Annotated in this window: 18 protein-coding genes; 8 read left to right on the plus strand and 10 right to left on the minus strand. The window is 60.7% G+C overall.

The features are described from left to right. Positions 1-31 precede the first annotated feature (31 nt). A complete protein-coding gene (locus tag CE491_RS18590) occupies positions 32-637 on the plus strand; it encodes an FMN-dependent NADH-azoreductase (protein ID WP_110949794.1) in 606 nt (201 codons plus the stop codon). A 394-nt stretch (positions 638-1031) separates the two neighbouring features. Continuing rightward, the gene (locus CE491_RS18595) at positions 1032-2072 is read left to right on the plus strand and encodes an alpha/beta hydrolase family protein (protein ID WP_110949795.1); all 1041 of its coding nucleotides are present in this window, start codon (positions 1032-1034) and stop codon (positions 2070-2072) included. 51 nt (positions 2073-2123) lie between these two features. Here the strand turns inward: CE491_RS18595 and CE491_RS18600 are convergent, their stop codons facing one another. From CE491_RS18600 to CE491_RS18625, 6 genes are all read right to left on the minus strand, one after another. Continuing rightward, positions 2124-2987, minus strand: coding sequence for a TIGR03915 family putative DNA repair protein (locus CE491_RS18600; RefSeq protein WP_110949796.1), 864 nt, complete (start codon positions 2985-2987; stop codon positions 2124-2126). Beyond that, positions 2984-4204 (minus strand): putative DNA modification/repair radical SAM protein, encoded by a 1221-nt coding sequence (locus tag CE491_RS18605; RefSeq protein ID WP_110949797.1) that lies wholly within the window; start codon positions 4202-4204, stop codon positions 2984-2986. Before CE491_RS18605 ends, CE491_RS18600 begins: the two co-directional genes overlap by 4 nt. 215 nt (positions 4205-4419) lie before the next feature. Beyond that, positions 4420-5064: an HAD family hydrolase gene (locus tag CE491_RS18610; protein ID WP_110949798.1), complete on the minus strand. Its 645-nt coding sequence runs from the start codon at positions 5062-5064 to the stop codon at positions 4420-4422. 195 nt (positions 5065-5259) lie between these two features. After that, positions 5260-6213: a 2-hydroxyacid dehydrogenase gene (locus CE491_RS18615; protein WP_110949799.1), complete on the minus strand. Its 954-nt coding sequence runs from the start codon at positions 6211-6213 to the stop codon at positions 5260-5262. A gap of 66 nt (positions 6214-6279) precedes the next feature. Then, positions 6280-7683 (minus strand): sodium:solute symporter family protein, encoded by a 1404-nt coding sequence (locus tag CE491_RS18620; RefSeq protein ID WP_110949800.1) that lies wholly within the window; start codon positions 7681-7683, stop codon positions 6280-6282. A 455-nt stretch (positions 7684-8138) separates the two neighbouring features. Beyond that, entirely contained in the window at positions 8139-8702 is a 564-nt protein-coding gene (locus CE491_RS18625) for a cysteine hydrolase family protein (RefSeq protein ID WP_110949801.1), read from the minus strand. A 101-nt stretch (positions 8703-8803) separates the two neighbouring features. Between CE491_RS18625 and CE491_RS18630 the strand changes: the two genes are divergently transcribed. From CE491_RS18630 to CE491_RS18645, 4 genes are all read left to right on the plus strand, one after another. Next, on the plus strand, positions 8804-9802 hold the full coding sequence (locus tag CE491_RS18630) for a GlxA family transcriptional regulator (protein ID WP_110949802.1): 999 nt from the start codon (positions 8804-8806) through the stop codon (positions 9800-9802). A gap of 66 nt (positions 9803-9868) precedes the next feature. Next, positions 9869-10990: a DUF1615 domain-containing protein gene (locus CE491_RS18635; RefSeq protein WP_110949841.1), complete on the plus strand. Its 1122-nt coding sequence runs from the start codon at positions 9869-9871 to the stop codon at positions 10988-10990. 114 nt (positions 10991-11104) lie between these two features. Further along, a complete protein-coding gene (locus CE491_RS30325; protein ID WP_199885166.1) occupies positions 11105-11365 on the plus strand; it encodes a hypothetical protein in 261 nt (86 codons plus the stop codon). Between the two features lie 118 nt (positions 11366-11483). Continuing rightward, the gene (locus CE491_RS18645; protein WP_110949842.1) at positions 11484-12011 is read left to right on the plus strand and encodes a hypothetical protein; all 528 of its coding nucleotides are present in this window, start codon (positions 11484-11486) and stop codon (positions 12009-12011) included. A gap of 92 nt (positions 12012-12103) precedes the next feature. Here the strand turns inward: CE491_RS18645 and moaA are convergent, their stop codons facing one another. From moaA to CE491_RS18665, 4 genes are all read right to left on the minus strand, one after another. Further along, the gene (gene moaA / locus CE491_RS18650) at positions 12104-13102 is read right to left on the minus strand and encodes a GTP 3',8-cyclase MoaA (protein ID WP_110949804.1); all 999 of its coding nucleotides are present in this window, start codon (positions 13100-13102) and stop codon (positions 12104-12106) included. A 75-nt stretch (positions 13103-13177) separates the two neighbouring features. Then, positions 13178-13999: a formate/nitrite transporter family protein gene (locus CE491_RS18655; protein WP_110949805.1), complete on the minus strand. Its 822-nt coding sequence runs from the start codon at positions 13997-13999 to the stop codon at positions 13178-13180. A 303-nt stretch (positions 14000-14302) separates the two neighbouring features. Next, a complete protein-coding gene (locus CE491_RS18660; RefSeq protein WP_110949806.1) occupies positions 14303-15649 on the minus strand; it encodes a cation:proton antiporter in 1347 nt (448 codons plus the stop codon). 248 nt (positions 15650-15897) lie between these two features. Beyond that, entirely contained in the window at positions 15898-16839 is a 942-nt protein-coding gene (locus CE491_RS18665; RefSeq protein ID WP_110949807.1) for a class I SAM-dependent methyltransferase, read from the minus strand. 112 nt (positions 16840-16951) lie between these two features. Here CE491_RS18665 and CE491_RS18670 point away from each other — a divergent pair, with 112 nt between their 5' ends. Together CE491_RS18670 and hemB are read left to right on the plus strand one after the other, a co-directional pair. Further along, complete coding sequence (locus CE491_RS18670; protein ID WP_110949808.1) at positions 16952-17482, plus strand: GNAT family N-acetyltransferase; 531 nt, start codon at positions 16952-16954, stop codon at positions 17480-17482. Between the two features lie 216 nt (positions 17483-17698). Continuing rightward, positions 17699-18673 carry a porphobilinogen synthase gene (gene hemB / locus CE491_RS18675; protein WP_110949809.1) on the plus strand — a complete coding sequence of 325 codons (975 nt, stop codon included), beginning with the start codon at positions 17699-17701 and terminating at the stop codon, positions 18671-18673. Positions 18674-18718 lie beyond the last annotated feature (45 nt).

Raw genomic sequence — 18718 nt, forward strand, 5'->3', positions numbered from 1 at the left:
CACGCGGCGGTTCTCACTTGGGAAGCACATCATGAAACTCTTGCACATCGATTCCAGCATTCTTGGCGATCATTCCGCTTCGCGCCAACTGAGCCGCAGCGTCGTTCAATCGTTCACGGCGACACATCCGGGCACTGAAGTGGTGTACCGCGATCTGGCCAACGAAGCCCTGAGCCACTTCTCCGGCGCTACGCTGGCTGCCGCAGGCACTCCGGTTGACGGCCGCGACGCTGCCCAGAAGCTTGAAGTTGAAACCAGCGAAGCCACGCTGCAGCAATTCCTGGCGGCCGACGTCGTGGTCATCGGCGCGCCGATGTATAACTTCACCATTCCGAGCCAACTCAAGGCCTGGATCGATCGCATCACAGTTGCCGGTCGCACGTTCCGTTATACCGAAGCCGGTCCGGAAGGCCTGTGCAAAGACAAGAAAGTGATCGTCGTTTCCACGGCCGGCGGTCTGCACGCCGGGCAACCGACCAGCGCCGGTCATGACGATCTGCTCAAGGTGCTGTTCGGCTTCCTGGGCGTCAGCGATCTGCATTTCGTATCCGCCCACGGCCTGGCCTACGGCGAAGAGCCACGCGCCAGTGCCCTGACCGCCGCGCAGAAGCACATCGCCGAAAGCCTGTTCGCGTGATGGCAGCCAAGCGCTAGCCGTTATCGGCACAGCGCATCGAGTGATGAAAGCCCCGCCACCCAAGGCCTAAAGCCGACCGGTGCCGGGGCTTTATCGTTTCCGGATGCTTTAAACCTGCGCGTTCAGCCCGGCGACAGGCTTTGCGATTTCTTTACGCGTAGTCTTTGTCAATGGCGGTAAAATTGCGGCTGATTCGTTCCACCCTCTTCGCGACAATACGCCCGCGACCTTGATGTTTCTGAGCTTGGCCCGCCTTGTGCACTATTGATCTAACAACCTCCCTGAATGTTATCGGCTCTGACCGGTCACATGACGACAGGCAGCGTTTACAAGGACTTCAGACCGCACAGGTCTGATTCGAAGGGCACGGATTGAAAAGGTGAGGGGCATTGCGATGATGCGTCTTTGTGCAGTGATAGTGTTTAGCCTGTTCAGCGGCTTGATTTCGGTGCAAGCCAGTGAACTTGCAACCTGGAGCGTAGGCTTTCACGAGCTGACCTTCCTTGATCCGCTGGATTCCCAGCCGATGCACGCCTATGCCTTTTATCCCTCCACTGACCCGGACAACGTCACCCGGGTTCAGGGCTATCCCATCCAGGCAACAGAAGATGCAGCGATCGCCATGGGGCGCTTCCCGCTGCTGATGCTGTCCCACGGCAACACTGGCACCCCGTTGGCCCAGCATGATCTGGCGACTTCCCTGGCCCGCAAGGGCTTCGTGGTGGTCGCAGTATTCCATCCAGGCGATAACTATCTGGATCACAGCCGACTGGGCAGTCTGAGCAACTTGTATGGGCGTCCGTTGCAGATCTCGGAAGCGATCAGCGCGGCGTTGCTCGATCCAATGCTTTCGCCGTACATCAGCGCCCGTCGCGTCGGGGTGATCGGTTACTCGGCGGGTGGCGAGACCGCGCTGATCCTTGCCGGCGCGCAGCCGGATTTGAAACGCCTGCGCCAGTACTGCGTGGAGCGTCCTCAGGACCGCGATGCGTGCAAGACGCAAGGTGAGTTGCTGGCCGATCGAGACGACCTGCACGCCCAGGCCGACCCCCGCGTAGGCGCCTTGATGCTCATGGCCCCGCTGGGGCTGATGTTCGGTCGCCAGACGCTGGCAGACGTGCATGTGCCGGTGCTGCTCTACAGCGGCGACGGCGACGAGCTACTGGCCATCGACAAGAATGCCGAAGCGCTGGCGCGCAAGTTGCCCGAGGTATCGAATTTCAAGTTGCTGGCCGGTGCCGGGCATTTCGTGTTCATGGCCCCTTGCGATGACGAGCAGCGCGCCAGACAACCGGGGCTGTGCACCGATGCCATCGGCGTCGACCGCGAAGACATCCATCGCAACCTCAGCAGCGAGGCGGTGGCGTTTTTCGGCACCGCGCTGGGATCGCCCTTGAGTACGGCAGGAATGCAGACTGCCGTGCATCAGCAATAAACAAGTGGCCACCCCCCAGACGAAACACAACGGCCGATCAGCGACGGTCGGCTACCCTCTGATCACCTTGCCTTTACGCTCGGCAATCTTTCTCGCTTGCCCATCCCGTTGCTTGCCGGTGCGCGCTTCGCTGATCAACGCCGGGATCAGCGGGCCTTCGGGCAGGTTTTTCCAGAAGCGGGCGGGCAGGTGACCCTGCATGACCCTGGGGTTGAGCCGGGCCGGATTGAAGATGTGGCTGTAATAGGTCAGCCATAGTTCGCCATGAGGGTCATCGGCATTGCGCGCCAGCGCCTGCCACGCGTCGGGACATTGGCGCTTGTGGATCAGTTGCTGGCCGTCATAGAAAACCCCGTCCTTGGGCGTCGCGATCATCCAGCGGTGTCGACCGAGTCGGCCAACGAAATGCTCGCTTGCACTGCGCAATATGTCGTGAGCCGGTTCGTGCCAGGCAACGTATTCAGGCAGGGACTGAGTCTCCAGCAACGCCGCCTTGACTGCCAGATCCTTGGGATTGGGGCTGACGGGCAAGGCGATGAAACGTAGGAACGCATGCAGATGATGTGCTTCGCGACTGACCTGCTTGAGACGCCGATGCAGCTCGCTGCCGAGCTTGTCTCCCGCGAGCATGGCCGTCCGATCGCCGTGGCTGACGCGCCATAACACTTCATACAGCAGGCTCCAGCGCTGCTCGCCGCAATACTGCGCGGCGTTCTGCAACAATTCCACCAGCTCCAGCGGCACCCGCGCCTGAAACGGTCCCAACTGTTCAGGGTAGTGGTCGTCGCTGGTAAACAGGTCGGCATCCTCAGGCACGCTCCAGCTCACCTGATCCGGGTTGATCTGATGACTGAGCAGCCAGCGTGCCTGCTGCCGCCAGGTGTCGAACAGATCGCCGCAGTCAAGAACGATCATCCCCAGAGCGCCATCTGTTGCGGCTGCGGACGATCGCGCAGTTGCTCGCGCAGCATGACGCTGGAGCTTTCTGCCTGCCTTGGGTGGTAATCGCTAGTGATGATGAAAGGCCTGGCCTTGGCCAGCACGCAGCGCAGCCGGGTCAGGTCTTCATAACGGATGCGCCGTTGGCGACGCAGCTCGACCAGCCGCTTGGTAGTACGAATGCCGATGCCGGGGATGCGCGCGATCATTGCGGGTTCAGCGCAGTTCAGGTCCAGCGGAAAGACGTCGCGGTGCTCGAGCGCCCAGGCCAGTTTGGGGTCGATATCCAGCGCCAGATGCCCCGGCCCGTCGAGCAATTCATTGGCGCGGTAACCGTAGCCGCGCAACAGGAAGTCGGCCTGATACAGACGATGTTCGCGCATCAAGGGCGGAGCGGCCAACGGCACGCTTTTCGGGCTGTTGGGAATCGGGCTGAAGGCCGAGTAATACACGCGCTTGAGGCGGAAGTCGCCATACAGCGATTCGGCGGTGTGCAGCAGCGTGCTGTCGTCGGTGTCATCGGCGCCGACGATCATCTGCGTGCTTTGCCCGGCGGGAGTGAAGCGCGGAGCTCGCGGTTCGTTGAGGACAGTCTGCTGGCCGGTGTAGATGGTCTGCATCGCCTGCTTGATCGAGCCCATCTCCTTTTCGGGCGCCAGGGTCTGCAGGCCCAACTGAGTGGGCAGCTCGATATTGACGCTCAAACGATCGGCATAACGTCCGGCTTCTTCGATCAGTGCGGGGTCGGCTTCGGGGATGGTCTTGAGATGGATGTAACCTCGGAATTCGTGTTCTTCACGCAGCAGCTTCGCCACTCGGACCAGCTGCTCCATGGTGTAGTCCGCCGAACGGATAATGCCGGAACTGAGAAACAGCCCGCTGACACAATTGCGACGGTAGAAATCCAGGGTCAGGGTGACCACCTCTTCGGGGGTGAAGCGCGCACGCGGCACATCACTGGAACGCCGGTTGACGCAGTACTGGCAGTCATACAGACAGAAATTGGTGAGTAGAATCTTCAGCAGCGAGACGCAGCGTCCATCGGGGGTATAGCTGTGGCAAATGCCCATGCCGGTGCTGGAGCCAATGCCCGACTTGCCTTCGCTACTGCGCTTGGGCGCAGCGCTGCTGGCACAGGAAGCGTCGTACTTGGCGGCGTCGGCGAGGATGCTCAGCTTGTCGATTAGCTGCATGGAAGTTCTCGATACTGGTTTTATGTACAGTATCGAGTTCATTCGTTACGGGCAAGGGCCGATTGGATGAGCGGGGTCGCTCGCTCATTCCGTTTGACCAGATATGGCAATGTTCGCGTGGCTTATGGCCTGTAACGCGGCTTGCGGGCGGTAACGTTTTCAAAGGCGCCAGCGCCGACAAGCCGGACGGCTACAGGTCGAGCGCAAGGGGCAACTCAGCTGATGCGCTGCACCAACTGTTTCAACTCCCCAAAATCCTTCACCGGATGAAAATTGACGTGGCCGACGAACTCCGAAAAGTCGGTATCCCCGTAACCCGCCACCTGAGCCCCTGCACCCAGACCGGCCTGCACGCCAGGAATGCTGTCTTCGACCAGCAGGCATTCCTCGGGCTTTAAGCCCAGCAAATCGGCGGCATGTTCGATCAGGATCGGCGAGGGTTTCCAGGCGTCTACTTCGTAGGCGCTGACGATCAGGCCGTGAAACACGTCGAGCAAGCCCACGGTACTCAGGCAGGTTTCGATTTTGCTGCGCGGGCCGTTGGAGGCCACGCACTTGGGCAGGGACAGGTTGCGAACGAAGTCCACTGCACCGGGCATTTCTTCGAGTTCGGCCTGCAACAACGGTAGAGTACGCGCCCTGAAGTTGTTGACGATTTCCAGGCTCGGCAACCACGGATAATCGTGGCAAAGGCTTTCCATGCACAGAGCGAACTGCACGCCGCGAAAGCGTTCCAGCACCTCGTCGACGCTCAGCGTAACCCGGTGTTCCTGCAGTATGTCGCGCAGAAGTCCCGCGGCCAGCCGTTCGCTGTCCACCAGGGTTCCGTCGCAGTCAAAGATGACGCCGGCAATGTTCAAACAGGATTCTCCCGTGTTCATGTTCGGGGCGGTTGGACCGGCATTATCCAGAAAAGTTGGCGGCAGGGGGTGAAGACTGACCTACGGTCGCGGCCCGGTCGGCGTTTGTGTAGAGGTAGGCCCGTGCAGCGTGGCGTGCCGGGAGCGACTGATGTAAGCCGCCAACGCCGGTACGCCAGGACGTTTCATACCGAGCTACAGGGAAACCGGCGTGACCAGCTCGCCGTCGTCGAAGAAGCGGCTGACGTTGGCGAACACCAGATCGGCCATTGCCTGCCGCGTTTCATAGGTACCGCTGCCGATGTGCGGCGTCAGCACCACGTTGTCCAGATTCAGCAGCTCTGCCGGAACGTTGGGCTCGTCTTCGAATACATCGAGACCGGCACCGGCGATGCCCGATTCCAGCAGGGAGGCGACCAGTGCCTGTTCGTCGACCACCGAGCCGCGTGCCACGTTGATCAGGTACGACTTCGGCCCCAGCGCCTTAAGCACCTCGGCGTTGATCAGATGCTGGGTGTCGGCGCCGCCCGGAACGATGACGATCAGGTAGTCCGACGCTTTCGCCAGTTCGACCAGATCGGCGTAATGGGTATAGGACACATCCGAGTAGGGCTGGCCACGGCGGAAATAGGCGATGGTCATGTCGAATGCGGCGGCGCGCTTGGCGATGGTCTTGCCGATCTTGCCCAGGCCGACGATGCCGCAGGTCTTGCCGCACAGGTCGTTACCCAGAGGCAGTTTGCCGGACGTCCATTTGCCAGCGCGCACGAAACGCTCGGCTTCGCTGATGCGTCGCGAGACGCACAGCATCAGCGCCATAGCGGTCTCGGCGACGGCGTTGTTCAGCACATCAGGGGTATTGCTCAGCCTGATGCCACGTTTGGCCAGATAGGCGGTGTCGATCGCGTCGTAACCGACGCCGAAGCTGTTGACCACTTGCAGATTCGGCAGCTTGTCCAGCAGGGCGTTATCGGTGCCATAGACGCCGCTAGTGACCACGCCGCGAATCCTGTCGCCGTGCTCACTGGCCCAAGCGTCTATGTCCTGGATTTGCCAACGATTATGCACGTTGAAGTCGCGGTTGAGATTCTGCGTCAGCGCGGCATGCACCGGGCCCCAGACCAGAACATCGGCTTTCTTGTCGCTCATTGTTTTCTCCTTGCGGCGCGGGCCCTTGGCAGGGACCGCATCCTGGTTGCGTCTACGAATAGCGTTTCAACCGTTCTTGTTTAACACAGGTTGTGGCTCGGAACGCCCGGTTTTGAACAGCTCGGCGATGGCCATGGTCAGCAGCGGAGCGAAAAGGGCGAAATACGAACTGTCGATCCCGTACGGGTTGCCTGCCAGAAACCAGCCAATGGTCGAGATCACGGACAGCATTACGCCGGCCAATGCGCCACGCCCGGTGCCGAACTTCGGCGCGTAGAAACACATCAGCACGATGACGGCGAGGGTGGCGCGCAGGGCTTTGCCGAGGAAGGCGATCAGCAGGATCTTGTCGGCATACAGCGCCAGCACCAGGGGCAGGAAGCCGATGACCACGATCGACAGGCGGATAAACACCACGGATTTCTGATCGTTTTTGCCCTTGTTGAAGAAGGGGTCGTAGAAGTCCTTCAACAGCAGGGTGGACGACGCCAGGGTGTTGGCCGAGATACCGCCGAACAGCGCGCCTGCCAGACCGATCACCACCAGGCTCGCCGAGAAGGCCGGCATGTGCGCGATGAGCGCCGGGAAGGCGTCGATGGACTTGATGCCGGGGTACAGATAGGCGCTGCACATGCCGATCATCGCGGCCATCAGGCCGAACGGAATCATCAGCGAAGACACGTAGAAGCATGCACGTTTGGCGGTCTTTTCATCCTGAGTGCTGACCAACGCCTGAATCACGTATTGGGTGGCGAAAATCGAGCCGACGCCGCCGATCATCCAGGCGAAGATCTGGCCCCAGCCCACGCCGGTGAAGTCGAACATGGTCGCCGGCATTCTGGCCTGCATGGCGCCGATACCGCCGGTGGCGTGCAGGGCGAATGCCAGGGCCAGGACGATGCCGATGTACTTGATCGAGGCGTGCACGAAGTTGGTGTAGACCACCGAACGCATGCCGCCCACGCTGACGTAGAACACGGTGATCACGCCCACCAGCAGGATGGCGAAGGTCTTGTTGATGCCCAGCACCGCCGCCAGCACCGCGCCGCCGCTGGCGTACAGGGCGACCGAAACGATGCTCAGCGCACAGATGGTCAGCACCGATGCGGCGTAGCGTGTGCCCTGACCGTAGTTCTGCGCAAGGATGCCGGAAATGGTGTTGAGGCCGGTTTCCCGGTATTTCTTCGCCAGTACCAGTCCCAGCAGCAGAAAGCCGAGGGACAGGGCGACCAGGTTCCAGGCAGCAGAAATTCCTGCCTCGAAGCCCTTCTGCGCGGTGCCGATGCTGACCGAGCTGCCGATGAATTCGGAAAGCAACAAGGCGCCGATCAGGAAGGGGGGAAAGCTGCGGCCGCCGCCGGTGAAGCCTTCACTGCTCTTGGCGTGTTTGCGCACGCTGTAGCCGATGTAGGACATGACGACGAAGTAGCCGGCGGTCAGGCAAAGGATGATTGTTATTCTTGGGTCCATGTTCTCTCCGTTCCCATTTTGCTGGGCGCGTGGAATGGTTAGATGTGCATGCGTTTACGCGTATGAGTGCCTTGCAGCGATACGCCGTTGTCAGACGACGTAGTCAGCTGTGGCCGGAATGCGGAAAGAGCTGCTCGATTCGCGCCTGCGCTATTGCGTGTTCGGAAATGGAATAAAGGACGGGTAATCGAAGAATGAGGCCTGGTTGATGGCCGTTGCAGAGCGAGGGAGTGTGTATATTTTCATTTTTATTAGAGGCTCGTGATTAACGTTGGATGGCAACTCAATACGATAGGCTTGTTATACGTCATCGTACAACGTCGCGCAATCTCACCTGTGCATCACTGTGAATCAAGGGCCGTTGATCGTTGCAGGGCCTGCGCAAAAACTGGCTGTCTCGTCCGGCTTGCCAGCGCTAGCGATCTCGATCACGCCACCGCTGGCAAGCCATGCTGTTACCGCGGCGCATGTATCCCGTTCAGGAAGTCCTCGGTGGAGATGACCTTTGCATAGGCAAACCCCAGCGCAGACATGAATGCTGCATGCACCTGCGCCGCAGGAACGTTCATGCCGTTGAACTCCATATCCCGAGTCGCGCAGGCATCGTGAATCACCCTGACGTTGTAGCCCAGATCCGCCGCAGCGCGGGTCGTGGCGTCAATGCACATATGGCTCATCGATCCGATCACCACCACATGCTCAACGCTGTGCTCACCCAGCATCTGTTTCAGCTCGGTTTCTCGAAAAGAGTTGGGGAAGTGCTTGAGCACCACCGGTTCCTCGCCTTGATTGATGACCTTCGGATGCAGCTTCGCGCCTTCTGAGCCAGGAGTGAAAAACGGCGCGTCTTCGCGGGTGAACTCATGGCGGACGTGAACGACCAGAGCGCCGGCGTCGCGGGTCGCTTGAATCACGCGGGCGGCGTTGTCGGCGGCCGCATCGGCGCCGACCAGGGGCCATTTACCGCCAGCGAAGTAGTCGTTCTGGATATCGACTACGATGAGCGCTGATTTGGACATGTCTGCTTCCTCGGTTGGGATGTGTGGCGTGGGGTCAGTATTGACCCTGGGCAATGGCATGGGGATTGGCTGCACCGACATTAAGCGGGGGAAAACTGACAATGAGTGCTGAACGGGCAATCGCCGAGATTGGCCTGCTGATTTATCCCGGCTCGCAAACCGCTGCCGTTCATGGCCTGACGGACCTGTTCGAAATCGCCAATCGCATGGCTGACGAACAGCGATCCAGGCAGCTGCCGCGTTTGCGGGTCAGTCACTGGCAGGCGGATAGCCATTGTGAGCCTCGGCGGGTGTTCGAGAGCTTTGCCTATGACGACGAGACCGCCCTGGCCGCGGTGCTGATTCCGCCCTCGCTGATGGGCGTGCCGGGCACCGAAGCGATGGAAGGGCTGTCGCGCTGGGTGTTGAATCAGCATGCCGCTGGAGCGACCATCGGCACCGTGTGTCTGGGCGCATTCGTGCTCGCGCAAACCGGCCTGCTCGACGGTCGCGCGGCTACCACCCACTGGACTCAGGCCCAACCCCTCAGCGAGCGTTTCCCGAAGGTCAGGATTCACGCCGACCAACCGATCATCGACGATGGCGACCTCATTACCACGGCGGGCCTTATGGCCTGGTCGGCATTGGGCCTGCGTGTGGTCGAGCGGCTGCTGGGACCGAGCATCGCTACCAGCACCGCGCGGTTTCTGGTGATCGAACACAGCGGCAGCGCTCAACACTGCGGCAGCAATTTCGCACCGATCCTCAGCCATGGCGATGCCGCTGTACTGAAGGTTCAGCACTGGTTGCAACGCACCGGCGCGGTTGAAGTTTCGGTGGCACAGATGGCACAACGCGCGGGTCTTGAAGAGCGCACCTTCCTGCGGCGTTTCCGTGCGGCGACCGGGCTCAAACCCACCGAGTACTGTCAGCATCTGCGCGTGGGCAAGGCCCGGGAAATGCTCGAATTCACCAATGGCACAGTCGACCACATTGCCTGGACGGTGGGCTATCAGGACCCCGCGGCGTTCCGCGCCACGTTCAAGAAGATCACTGGCCTTGCGCCCAGCCAATACCGCAACACATTTGGCGTCGGCTCTTCGGTAGCGCCCCGTGGTTGAGGCATGAGTCACTTGCTGCGGCGCGCTGTCCATATCGGCAATCCATTGTCCGAAGATCGAGATTCCATGCCCGCGAAAGGATTCACCCGCCACACCCATGCCGTGATCAGCCTGATGCTGCTGGCATTTCTGGCCGGTTGCAGTTCGCAACGCAACCAGGCGCCTGCACCGCCTCCGGATCTGGTGCGTAGCGAAATCTTCCGCCTGCTGCCAGCCAGCGTTGCCGATCGCCAGGGCTGGGCGACGGACATCTACACCGCGTTCGACACACAAAAAATCGCCCCGAGCGTGGAAAACCTGTGCTCGGTGCTGGCGGTGGCCGAGCAGGAATCCAATTATCAGGTCGACCCCGCTGTGCCCGGCATGGGCAAGATCGCTCAGGATGAAATCGATCGCCGCGCCAGCAAGGCCCACATTCCCAATCTGCTGGTGCGTAGCGCGCTGGACATCCGCTCGCCCACCGGCAAGACCTACGACGAGCGCCTGAGCGCAGCCCGCACCGAGAAGGACCTGAGCGCGATTTTCGATGACTTTATCGGCATGGTGCCGCTGGGCCGCACGCTGTTCGGCAACTTCAACCCGGTGCATACCGCAGGTCCGATGCAGGTCAGTATCGAATTCGCCGAGAAGCAGGCGCGCGATTATCCGTATCCGGTGGAGGGTTCCATTCGCCACGAGGTGTTCACGCGCCGGGGAGGGGTGTACTTCGGCATCGCTCATTTGCTGGGGTATCCGGTCAGCTACGACAAGCCGATCTATCGCTTCGCCGATTTCAACGCCGGTTGGTACGCCAGTCGGAACGCAGCCTTTCAGAGCGCCGTCGCGCGCCTGTCGGGCAAGCGCCTGGCTCTGGATGGCGACCTGATCAGCTACGGTTTCGGCCCGTCCCTGGGTCAGACCGAACTGGCGGTACGCAGCCTGCACGCGCAATTGGGCATGCGCAATACCACCATCCGCAACGCGCTGGAGAAGGGGGAGAGCCTGGAATTCGAGGACACCGACCTCTATAAGCAAGTGTTCGCGCTGGCCGACAAGGCCGCGGGCAAACCGTTGCCCCGTGCCATTCTGCCGGGCATCGTGCTGGAAAGCCCGAAGATCACGCGCAAGCTGACCACCGCCTGGTTCGCTCAGCGAGTGGAAGAGCGCCGGGTGCGATGCATGGCGCGCGCTTCCGGCAAGCTCATGTGAAACCGGCAGCAAGTGCAGTCTGACCGCTGGTCATGTTTAGGGCACCCGCGGCGCGCAACCGCCTCGAAATAGCAACCGCCCATTTTGTTCGGGCTCTGCAGAGAAGAGGTGCTTATGTCAGTCGCTCCCACCATGTCAGCCGCCCCGGACGAAGAGTTGCCTACTGCCGATCAGGATGTCGATCCGGATGCTTTGGATGACGAAGACGCTCGGGATGAGGCTGGTCTTGGACAGCAACCCAGCGAACTTCCGAAGGACTGGCTCCCACCCCCGGATGGGCAGAGCGAACGGCCAAAGGACTGGGATGAACCACCTGCCGCAAAGCCAGTGCCGCCAGCGCATGAGCCGACGCCGCTGTCCGATGATCTGCGTTGAATAGTTGAGTGAGCGCCGCGCGAAACGCCGGGGTTGCGTGTAATGCGCGGCTCTGGCTTTTTGTCGGTGCACGGCCAGGGAGTTTTTGGTTTTGAAACGTGAGACGGTAACACCCAATATCATCACCAGCAGCGTTGCGGTGGCCGATGTGGATAGCGCGCAGTCGCTGCTGTTTGGCACGCCCAAGGAGCGTCTGGACTTTTATCGCAGGGAAATTCAATACGAGACGGCGATTCTCTCCAACCGCACCAACGCCTATTTGTCCGCGCAGTCGTTTCTAGTGATCGCCTTCGCATCGTCCATGGCCAACCTGAATCCTGAGTGGGGCAAGTTGTTTACCCTGGTCGTGCCGCCGTTTCTGACGTTGTTGGGGCTGATCAGCTCCATGCATGCGTGGCCGGGCATCCGGGCGGCTTATGAAATCATCGATCACTGGCATTTCAAGCAGAGTCAGTTGTTGCACAGCCAGCCGGCCATGGGGCTTGCCTATGACGATTCGCCACTGTTCAGCGAGCACGAGTCGAGCGAGAAGGGGTATCGCAAGTCCTTGATGTTTTCGATGCGTACGCCCTGGTTGTTCAGCATCTTCTGGTTCCTGCTGGGGGCGTTTTCAATTTATGCGCAAACTACCGATATGGCGTTTTAGCGGTTCGGGCGCTCACTTGCGCTGTATATCCTTCCCTGGCGGTTTCGCGGGCGTCGAGCACGACCCGGCTATCGCCAGTGCCGCTCAGCGATCTACCCCCCTGTCATATTCATGAAACGCACCACCTGCACATCATCGTTGATCTCGAAATTATGCTTGTAGGGCTTCAGCTTCATGGCGGCGACGATGGCTTTTTCCAGTTTTTCGGGCTGGCCGGGGTTGGCGCGCAGTGTGGCTTTGAGGTCGGCGGAGTGTTCGTTGCCCAGGCACAGCAGCAGGCGTCCTTCCACCGTGACGCGCACGCGGTTGCAGGTGGCGCAGAAGTTGTGACTGTGGGGTGAGATGAAGCCGACGCGGATGTTCGGCGCTTCGGCCAGGCGCCAGTAGCGAGATGGGCCTTGGGTCGATTCGGTGGAGTTGATCAGCGTATAGCGTTCGGCAATGCGTTCGCGCACCCGGTCGCTGGAAAAGAATGATTCGGCGCGGCTGTGCTCGCTGATCAGGCCCAGTGGCATTTCTTCGATGAAGGTGATGTCCAGGCCGCGGTCGATGGCGAAAGCCACCAAATCATTGATCTCGTGATCATTGCGCCCCTGCATCACCACGCAGTTGAGCTTGGTATGGGTGAAGCCAGCGGCATTGGCGGCGTCGATCCCGGCGATGACCTTGTTCAGGTCACCCGTGCGGGTCAGTTCCTTGAACCGCGCAGGGTCGAGGCTGTCGAGGCTGATGTTCAGGCGTTTCAGCCCGGCATCGAACAACGGCGCCGCGAGTTTTTCCAGTTGCGAGCCATTGGTGGTCATGCACAGTTCGCGCAGGCCGGGCAGGGCGGCGATGTTCTTGCACAGCCCGACGATACCGGCGCGCACCAGCGGTTCGCCTCCGGTCAGGCGGATCTTTCTAGTACCCAGTGCTACGAAGCGCTCGGCAATCTGCTGGATTTCTTCGAGGGAAAGAATCTGCTGGCGCGGCAGGAAAGTCATGTCCTCGGCCATGCAATACACGCAGCGAAAATCACAACGATCGGTCACCGACATACGAACGTAATCGACTTTGCGTGAATACCCGTCTATCAGGACTCGATCGGACATTGTTTCCTCTACAGGGTGCTGCGTGGCAGAAGCGATTCGCGTGCCTGTTGGTTAGAGCAGCACGCGAGGCAATCGTTAAATCTTTTGGCTAACCGGTTGCTCAAGGCTTGCCGCGTCGTCGCTGGTGGCTTGGGCAGACCTCGAATAGGACACGTAATACGCCAGCCCGACGAAAATTGCACCACCCACCGCGTTACCGAGGAATACGGCGAAGAAGTTTTCGACGAAATCGACCCAGGTCAGCGCGTCGGCGAAGATTGCGGCCGGGATGATGAACATGTTGGCCACCACGTGCTGGAAGCCGATGGCCACGAACGCCATGATCGGAAACCACATGCCGAGGATCTTGCCGGTGACGTCCTTGCTCGCATAAGACAGCCACACCGCCAGGCACACCAGCCAGTTGCAGCCGATCCCGGAGATGAACGCCTGACTGAAGTCGGCACTGGCCTTGGCCTTGGCGATGGCCAGGGTCTTGGCCAGGAACGCTCCTTCGGTCAGGCCCAATACGTGGCCGAAGAAGTACGCAATGAACAGCGCGCCGACTAGGTTGGCGAAGGTCACCAGTATCCAGTTACGGGCCACGGCGCCTACGGAAATGCGGCCGGCGAACATGGCGCTGGGCAAGGTCATCATGTTGCCTGTCAGTAGCTCACCGCCGGCCAGGATCGTCAGAATCAGGCCAATCGGAAAGACCGCTGCGCCCAGCAGATTGCCCAGTGAAGCCCACGGGCCGGGGATCATGGTGCTGACGTGGATATCCAGCAGGAACCCCAGAGCAATGAACGCGCCGGCGAGAAAACCCAGCACCAGGATCGATAGGGTGGGCAAACAGGATTTCTTCACGCCGGCTTCGACGGTGATTTCAGCGATCTGTTGGGGCGTATTGATGGACATGTTTTATGGACTCGCACGCAAGGGTCGGCACCGCGACACGAAGCCGCGCGCCACGCAGATTTTACGGAGGTGATGTTCAAGCGTCCGGTCTTGATGCGCGAACGTGTCAGCGGACACGGCGCCAATCCATTTGAAGGCAACGATGTGCGACTTTCGGCCGCAGTTCAGATACGGCCAAAAAACACGTGATCAGTTGATGAGCAAGCTACCGATATCGCGCTAGAGCGTCCAATCGCTTGTTCCGATGAATTGATCGACAGGCTCTATCAGGAACCTCTATTCGGCCCACTGGTAATGAGTTGCCTATTGATCGTCCCGCGCCATACTGCGTTCGTAACGCTCCAGCAGCGGCTGAATGCTGATGCCGTGCAGCAGAATGCTCAGGGCGACCACCGACAGCGTCAACCCGATGATGGTTTTCACGGCCTCCATGGGCACGCCATGGGACAGCGCATAGGATAGGTAATAAAGGGTGCCGATGCCGCGGATCCCGAACCAGCCCACCAGCGCCTTTTGCGGTCGGCTCAGCAGTCGGCGACTGATCAATAGCCAGACGCTCAGCGGTCGGATCACACAGAACAACGCCAGTCCCAGCCCGACCGCGCGCCAGTCCCAATAGAAGGCGAGAGCGGCGCCGAGCAGGGTGATCAACAGCACTTCCATCCCGCGTTCCACCAGGCTGCCGAATGCCAGCATGTCGCCCATCATGACTCCAGCGGCCAACTGCGAATCACTGAGTTCCTCATGGCTGGCAACTGTCGCGGCCTGTGGGTCGCTGTCCATGTGACCCAATACCGGCTTGGCGATGTGCTCGGCGGGCACATCCGATTTGGTGGTGCGAACCTCGGCCTGACGCAGCCCCAGCCCCGCCGCGAAAACCGCAAGAAAGCCGAACGCGCCCAGACCTTCGGCACTGACATAGGCGATGGCGATCAGGGCCAGTGCCAAAAAGTCGTTGGGTGAGCTGGTGCTGTCGGCATTCTTGATGCGCAGGTAGATCATCAGATGCCCCACACCGCGGCCCAATCCATAGCCCAGCAACAGCCCCACGGGCACGCCCCACAGGATGTTTTTCAGCAGCCAGCCCTGGACCCAGGTGAAGTCCGACGAGCCGTGGCTGAGAAACAGCAGGGCGAAGATGACGAAGGGGAACGCCGTGCCGTCATTGAGCCCGGCTTCGCCTGAAAGGCCAAAGCGTACCCGGTCGAAGTCCTGAGCGTTGTTGACCTGCACCAGCCCGGCCAGCACCGGGTCGGTGGGGGAAAGCATCGCGCCCAGCAGCAGCGATATGGGCCACGAGAGATCCAGCAGGTAATGCGCGGCGACACAGACGCCGACGATGGTGGCGAGCATCACCGGCATGGCCAGCAGATAAGCCGAACGCCAGACAGAGCGGTGCAGTTGCAGGCGCAGCTTGATGCCAGTATTGAACAAAGAAAAGAGCACCGCGGCTTCGGTCAGGCGTTCCAGCCAGTGGCGGCCTTCGTGGATATCGATCTGGACCAGGTCCAGCCCCCAAGGGCCCATACATGCGCCGAACGCCAGGCACACTGCCGAGGTGGTAACCGGCATCCAGCGCAGGTAAGAAGACGTCAGTGCCAGCAGCATCAGCAGGACACCGAGCACGGTCATGCAAAGAATGAAACTCATCCGGCCTCGATATGCGTGTGGAGTAGGGTTGCGTTCTTGTATGACTGTGTAGATGAGGGATAGTTGAAGGAATGTTCGATTGATCAACGTTCAGCGCTGGGCCTCTGGGGTCAGCAGGCATTCGCCGAGCGTTTTGCGCCAGTTCCGCCTGTTCTCGGTATCGCGCCGCATGGACGATTGTCCCGAAGGCGGCGGGCGGGTCACGTAACTGTCGCAGCAGGCCGGACTTACCGGGGTGATCGTGGCGTTCAGCCTAACTGCCGGAACACGAGCGCCTTCAGGCCGCCGTCGGGCTCGACATCGGCGAACTCCGGCGGGTTGTCCAGCCGCTGTTCGAAGCGTAACCCCGGTGCTTCCCGCATCACGCCCTCGATCAGAAAATCCGCGCCCAGCGCCGGGTCGTTCATGCACGCGAGCACGGTGCCTTCGCTGCTCAGCAGTTCCGGCAATTTGCGCAGTACGCGCTGGTAGTCCTTGGTCAGCAGAAAGCTGCCTTTCTGGAACGAGGGCGGGTCGATGATCACCAGATCATAAGGTCCGCCGCTTTTCACCTTGCCCCAGGACTTGAACAACTCGTGCCCCAGAAAGCTGACCTTGCTAAGGTCATGGCCATTCAGGCGATGGTTGTCGCGACCCCGGCTCAACGCCGCGCGGGACATGTCCAGGTTGACCACGCACTGCGCGCCACCGGCGATCGCCGCCACGGAAAAACCGCAGGTATAGGCAAACAGGTTCAACACGCGCTTGCCGGATGCGTTGGCGCGCACCCAGTCCCGACCGTAGCGCATGTCCAGGAACAGACCGGTGTTCTGCTTCTTGCCGAAATCCACCAGGTAGCGCAGGCCGCCTTCAGTCAGTGTCCATTCGTTCGGCATCTGGCCCATCAGCGTTTCGGTATGGCTGTCGGGCAGGTAGCGGTGTTGCAGCAGCAGGGTGTGCGCCTGCGCGTCTTTGCACACCTGACCGTGGACGAGATCGAGCAGCAGACGTTTCAGGGCTTGCAGTTCCTCGGTCCCAGGCTCTTTGAACAACGACACCAGGATCACGCCTTGCATCCAGTCGACGGTCAACTGCTCAAGCCTCGGCCAGCGTCGCCCACGACCGTGGAACAGGCGGCGGGTTTCTGCCGGTGCGGCGGCGAGCGCGGCCAGCAGGTGCTCGTTGAGGGTGTTCAGTGCGTCGGAGTTCATCGGGTGGCGGCGGGTCGGAAGTGAGAAAGGGCGGCATTCTAAACCCAAATCCCGAGCATGAATGTATATCCTGTGACCTCCACGGAAGATCACATTCTCAAGAAGACCGCTCATGACCCACACCCTTACCCTGCGCGACGCCCACGAAGACGACATGCCCGCCGTTCAGGCGATCTACGCCCACCATGTGCTCCACGGCACCGCCAGTTTCGAACTGGAACCGCCCACCCTGGAGCAGATGCGTCAGCGCCGCGTCGATGTCTGCGCCAATGGTCTGCCTTACGTGGTCGCCGAGCGCCATGGCGAGGTGGTCGGTTATGGCTATGCGACCCTCTACCGGCCGCGTCCGGCCTACCGCTTCACGGTCGAGGATTCGGTGTATGTGCGTGAAGGCATGGCCGGGATGGGGATTGGCCTGGCGCTGCTGGAACTGATCATCCAGCGCTGCATCGAGGATGGCCGGCGGCAGATGGTGGCAATCATCGGCAATAGCGAAAACATCGCGTCGCTCCGCCTGCACGAGCGCCTGGGCTTTCGCAAGGTCGGTGTGTTCGAGTCGGTAGGTTTCAAACATGGCCGCTGGCTCGACACCGTAATCATGCAGCGCGAACTGGGCGAGGGCGATGGCAGCCTGCCAGGCTGAGGCATCGCGTTAACACCGGGGCCCGCTGTTCCCTTCGATGCCTGTCCGTCATTGGATTCGCCTGACGTCGGGCACCGTACTGTTACGCGCACGACAACTCTCTTTATCGCCCTGATATTTGAATCCGACGCGAGTCAGGAATAAGCTTCGCGCCATTGATAGCGCCCAGGGCCGTTCTATGTGGCGCTTTTCGCAAATCTTCGATCAGGAACTGCCATGTCCAGTCTGTTTCCCGCCGCTCGTCCACGACGCCTGCGCAGCAACGAACACTTCCGCGCGCTGTTTCAAGAAACCGAATTCACTCTCAACGATCTGGTGCTGCCGATCTTCGTTGAAGAAGAAGTCGACGAATTCGTGCCGATCAACAGCATGCCGGGGGTCAGCCGCATCCCCGAGTCGAAGCTGGCGCAGGAAGTCGAGCGTTATGCCCGCGCGGGGATCAAGTCGGTGATGACGTTTGGCGTCTCCCATCACCTGGACGCCAGCGGCAGTGACACCTGGCAGGAAAACGGCCTGGTGTCGCGGATTTCACGCACCATCAAGGACGCCGTGCCGGAAATGATCGTGATGTCAGACACTTGTTTCTGCGAATACACCGACCACGGTCACTGCGGCGTGATGCACGGTGCCCATGTCGACAACGATGCGACCATCGAGAACCTTGGCAAGCAAGCGGTGATGGCCGCCCGCGCCGGTGCCGATGTGATTGCGCCGTCGGCGGCCATGGATGGTCAGGTACGGGCCATTCGTGCGGCGCTGGATGCCGCCGGTTTCACCCATACGCCCATCATGGCGTACTCCACCAAGTTCGCGTCATCGCTCTACGGCCCGTTCCGTGAGGCGGGTGGCTCGGCGCTCAAGGGCGATCGCAAGACCTATCAGATGAACCCGATGAACCGCCGCGAAGCGCTGCGCGAATCGCTGCTGGACGAGGCCGAAGGCGCCGATGCGTTGATGGTCAAGCCAGCGGGTGCGTACCTGGACATCATCCGCGACATCCGCGAGGCGTCGAACCTGCCACTGGCGGCGTATCAGGTCAGCGGCGAATACGCGATGATCAAGTTCGGCGCCCAGGCCGGCGCCATCGACGAAGGCCGCGTAGTGCGCGAAAGCCTGGGGGCGATCAAGCGGGCGGGTGCCGATCTGATCTTCACCTATTTCGCGATGGATCTGGCGTTGAGCGGGATTTGAGTGGAAGTCTGCCGCGCTCCCGCGGACTTTGGTTTTCAGCGCTTC

It is taken from the genome of Pseudomonas bohemica, from assembly GCF_002934685.1.
Taxonomy (GTDB): domain Bacteria; phylum Pseudomonadota; class Gammaproteobacteria; order Pseudomonadales; family Pseudomonadaceae; genus Aquipseudomonas; species Aquipseudomonas bohemica.

Coding starts and splice junctions, on each gene's coding strand:
- CE491_RS18615 (WP_110949799.1), bottom strand. CDS start 6,213: ATGAGCGACAAGAAAGCCGATGTTCTGGTCTGGGGCCCGGTGCATGCC.
- CE491_RS30325 (WP_199885166.1), top strand. CDS start 11,105: ATGTCAGTCGCTCCCACCATGTCAGCCGCCCCGGACGAAGAGTTGCCT.
- CE491_RS18620 (WP_110949800.1), bottom strand. CDS start 7,683: ATGGACCCAAGAATAACAATCATCCTTTGCCTGACCGCCGGCTACTTC.
- moaA (WP_110949804.1), bottom strand. CDS start 13,102: ATGTCCGATCGAGTCCTGATAGACGGGTATTCACGCAAAGTCGATTAC.
- CE491_RS18630 (WP_110949802.1), top strand. CDS start 8,804: ATGAGTGCTGAACGGGCAATCGCCGAGATTGGCCTGCTGATTTATCCC.
- CE491_RS18600 (WP_110949796.1), bottom strand. CDS start 2,987: ATGATCGTTCTTGACTGCGGCGATCTGTTCGACACCTGGCGGCAGCAG.
- CE491_RS18655 (WP_110949805.1), bottom strand. CDS start 13,999: ATGTCCATCAATACGCCCCAACAGATCGCTGAAATCACCGTCGAAGCC.
- CE491_RS18635 (WP_110949841.1), top strand. CDS start 9,869: ATGCCCGCGAAAGGATTCACCCGCCACACCCATGCCGTGATCAGCCTG.
- CE491_RS18670 (WP_110949808.1), top strand. CDS start 16,952: ATGACCCACACCCTTACCCTGCGCGACGCCCACGAAGACGACATGCCC.
- CE491_RS18590 (WP_110949794.1), top strand. CDS start 32: ATGAAACTCTTGCACATCGATTCCAGCATTCTTGGCGATCATTCCGCT.
- CE491_RS18665 (WP_110949807.1), bottom strand. CDS start 16,839: ATGAACTCCGACGCACTGAACACCCTCAACGAGCACCTGCTGGCCGCG.
- hemB (WP_110949809.1), top strand. CDS start 17,699: ATGTCCAGTCTGTTTCCCGCCGCTCGTCCACGACGCCTGCGCAGCAAC.
- CE491_RS18605 (WP_110949797.1), bottom strand. CDS start 4,204: ATGCAGCTAATCGACAAGCTGAGCATCCTCGCCGACGCCGCCAAGTAC.
- CE491_RS18595 (WP_110949795.1), top strand. CDS start 1,032: ATGATGCGTCTTTGTGCAGTGATAGTGTTTAGCCTGTTCAGCGGCTTG.
- CE491_RS18625 (WP_110949801.1), bottom strand. CDS start 8,702: ATGTCCAAATCAGCGCTCATCGTAGTCGATATCCAGAACGACTACTTC.
- CE491_RS18660 (WP_110949806.1), bottom strand. CDS start 15,649: ATGAGTTTCATTCTTTGCATGACCGTGCTCGGTGTCCTGCTGATGCTG.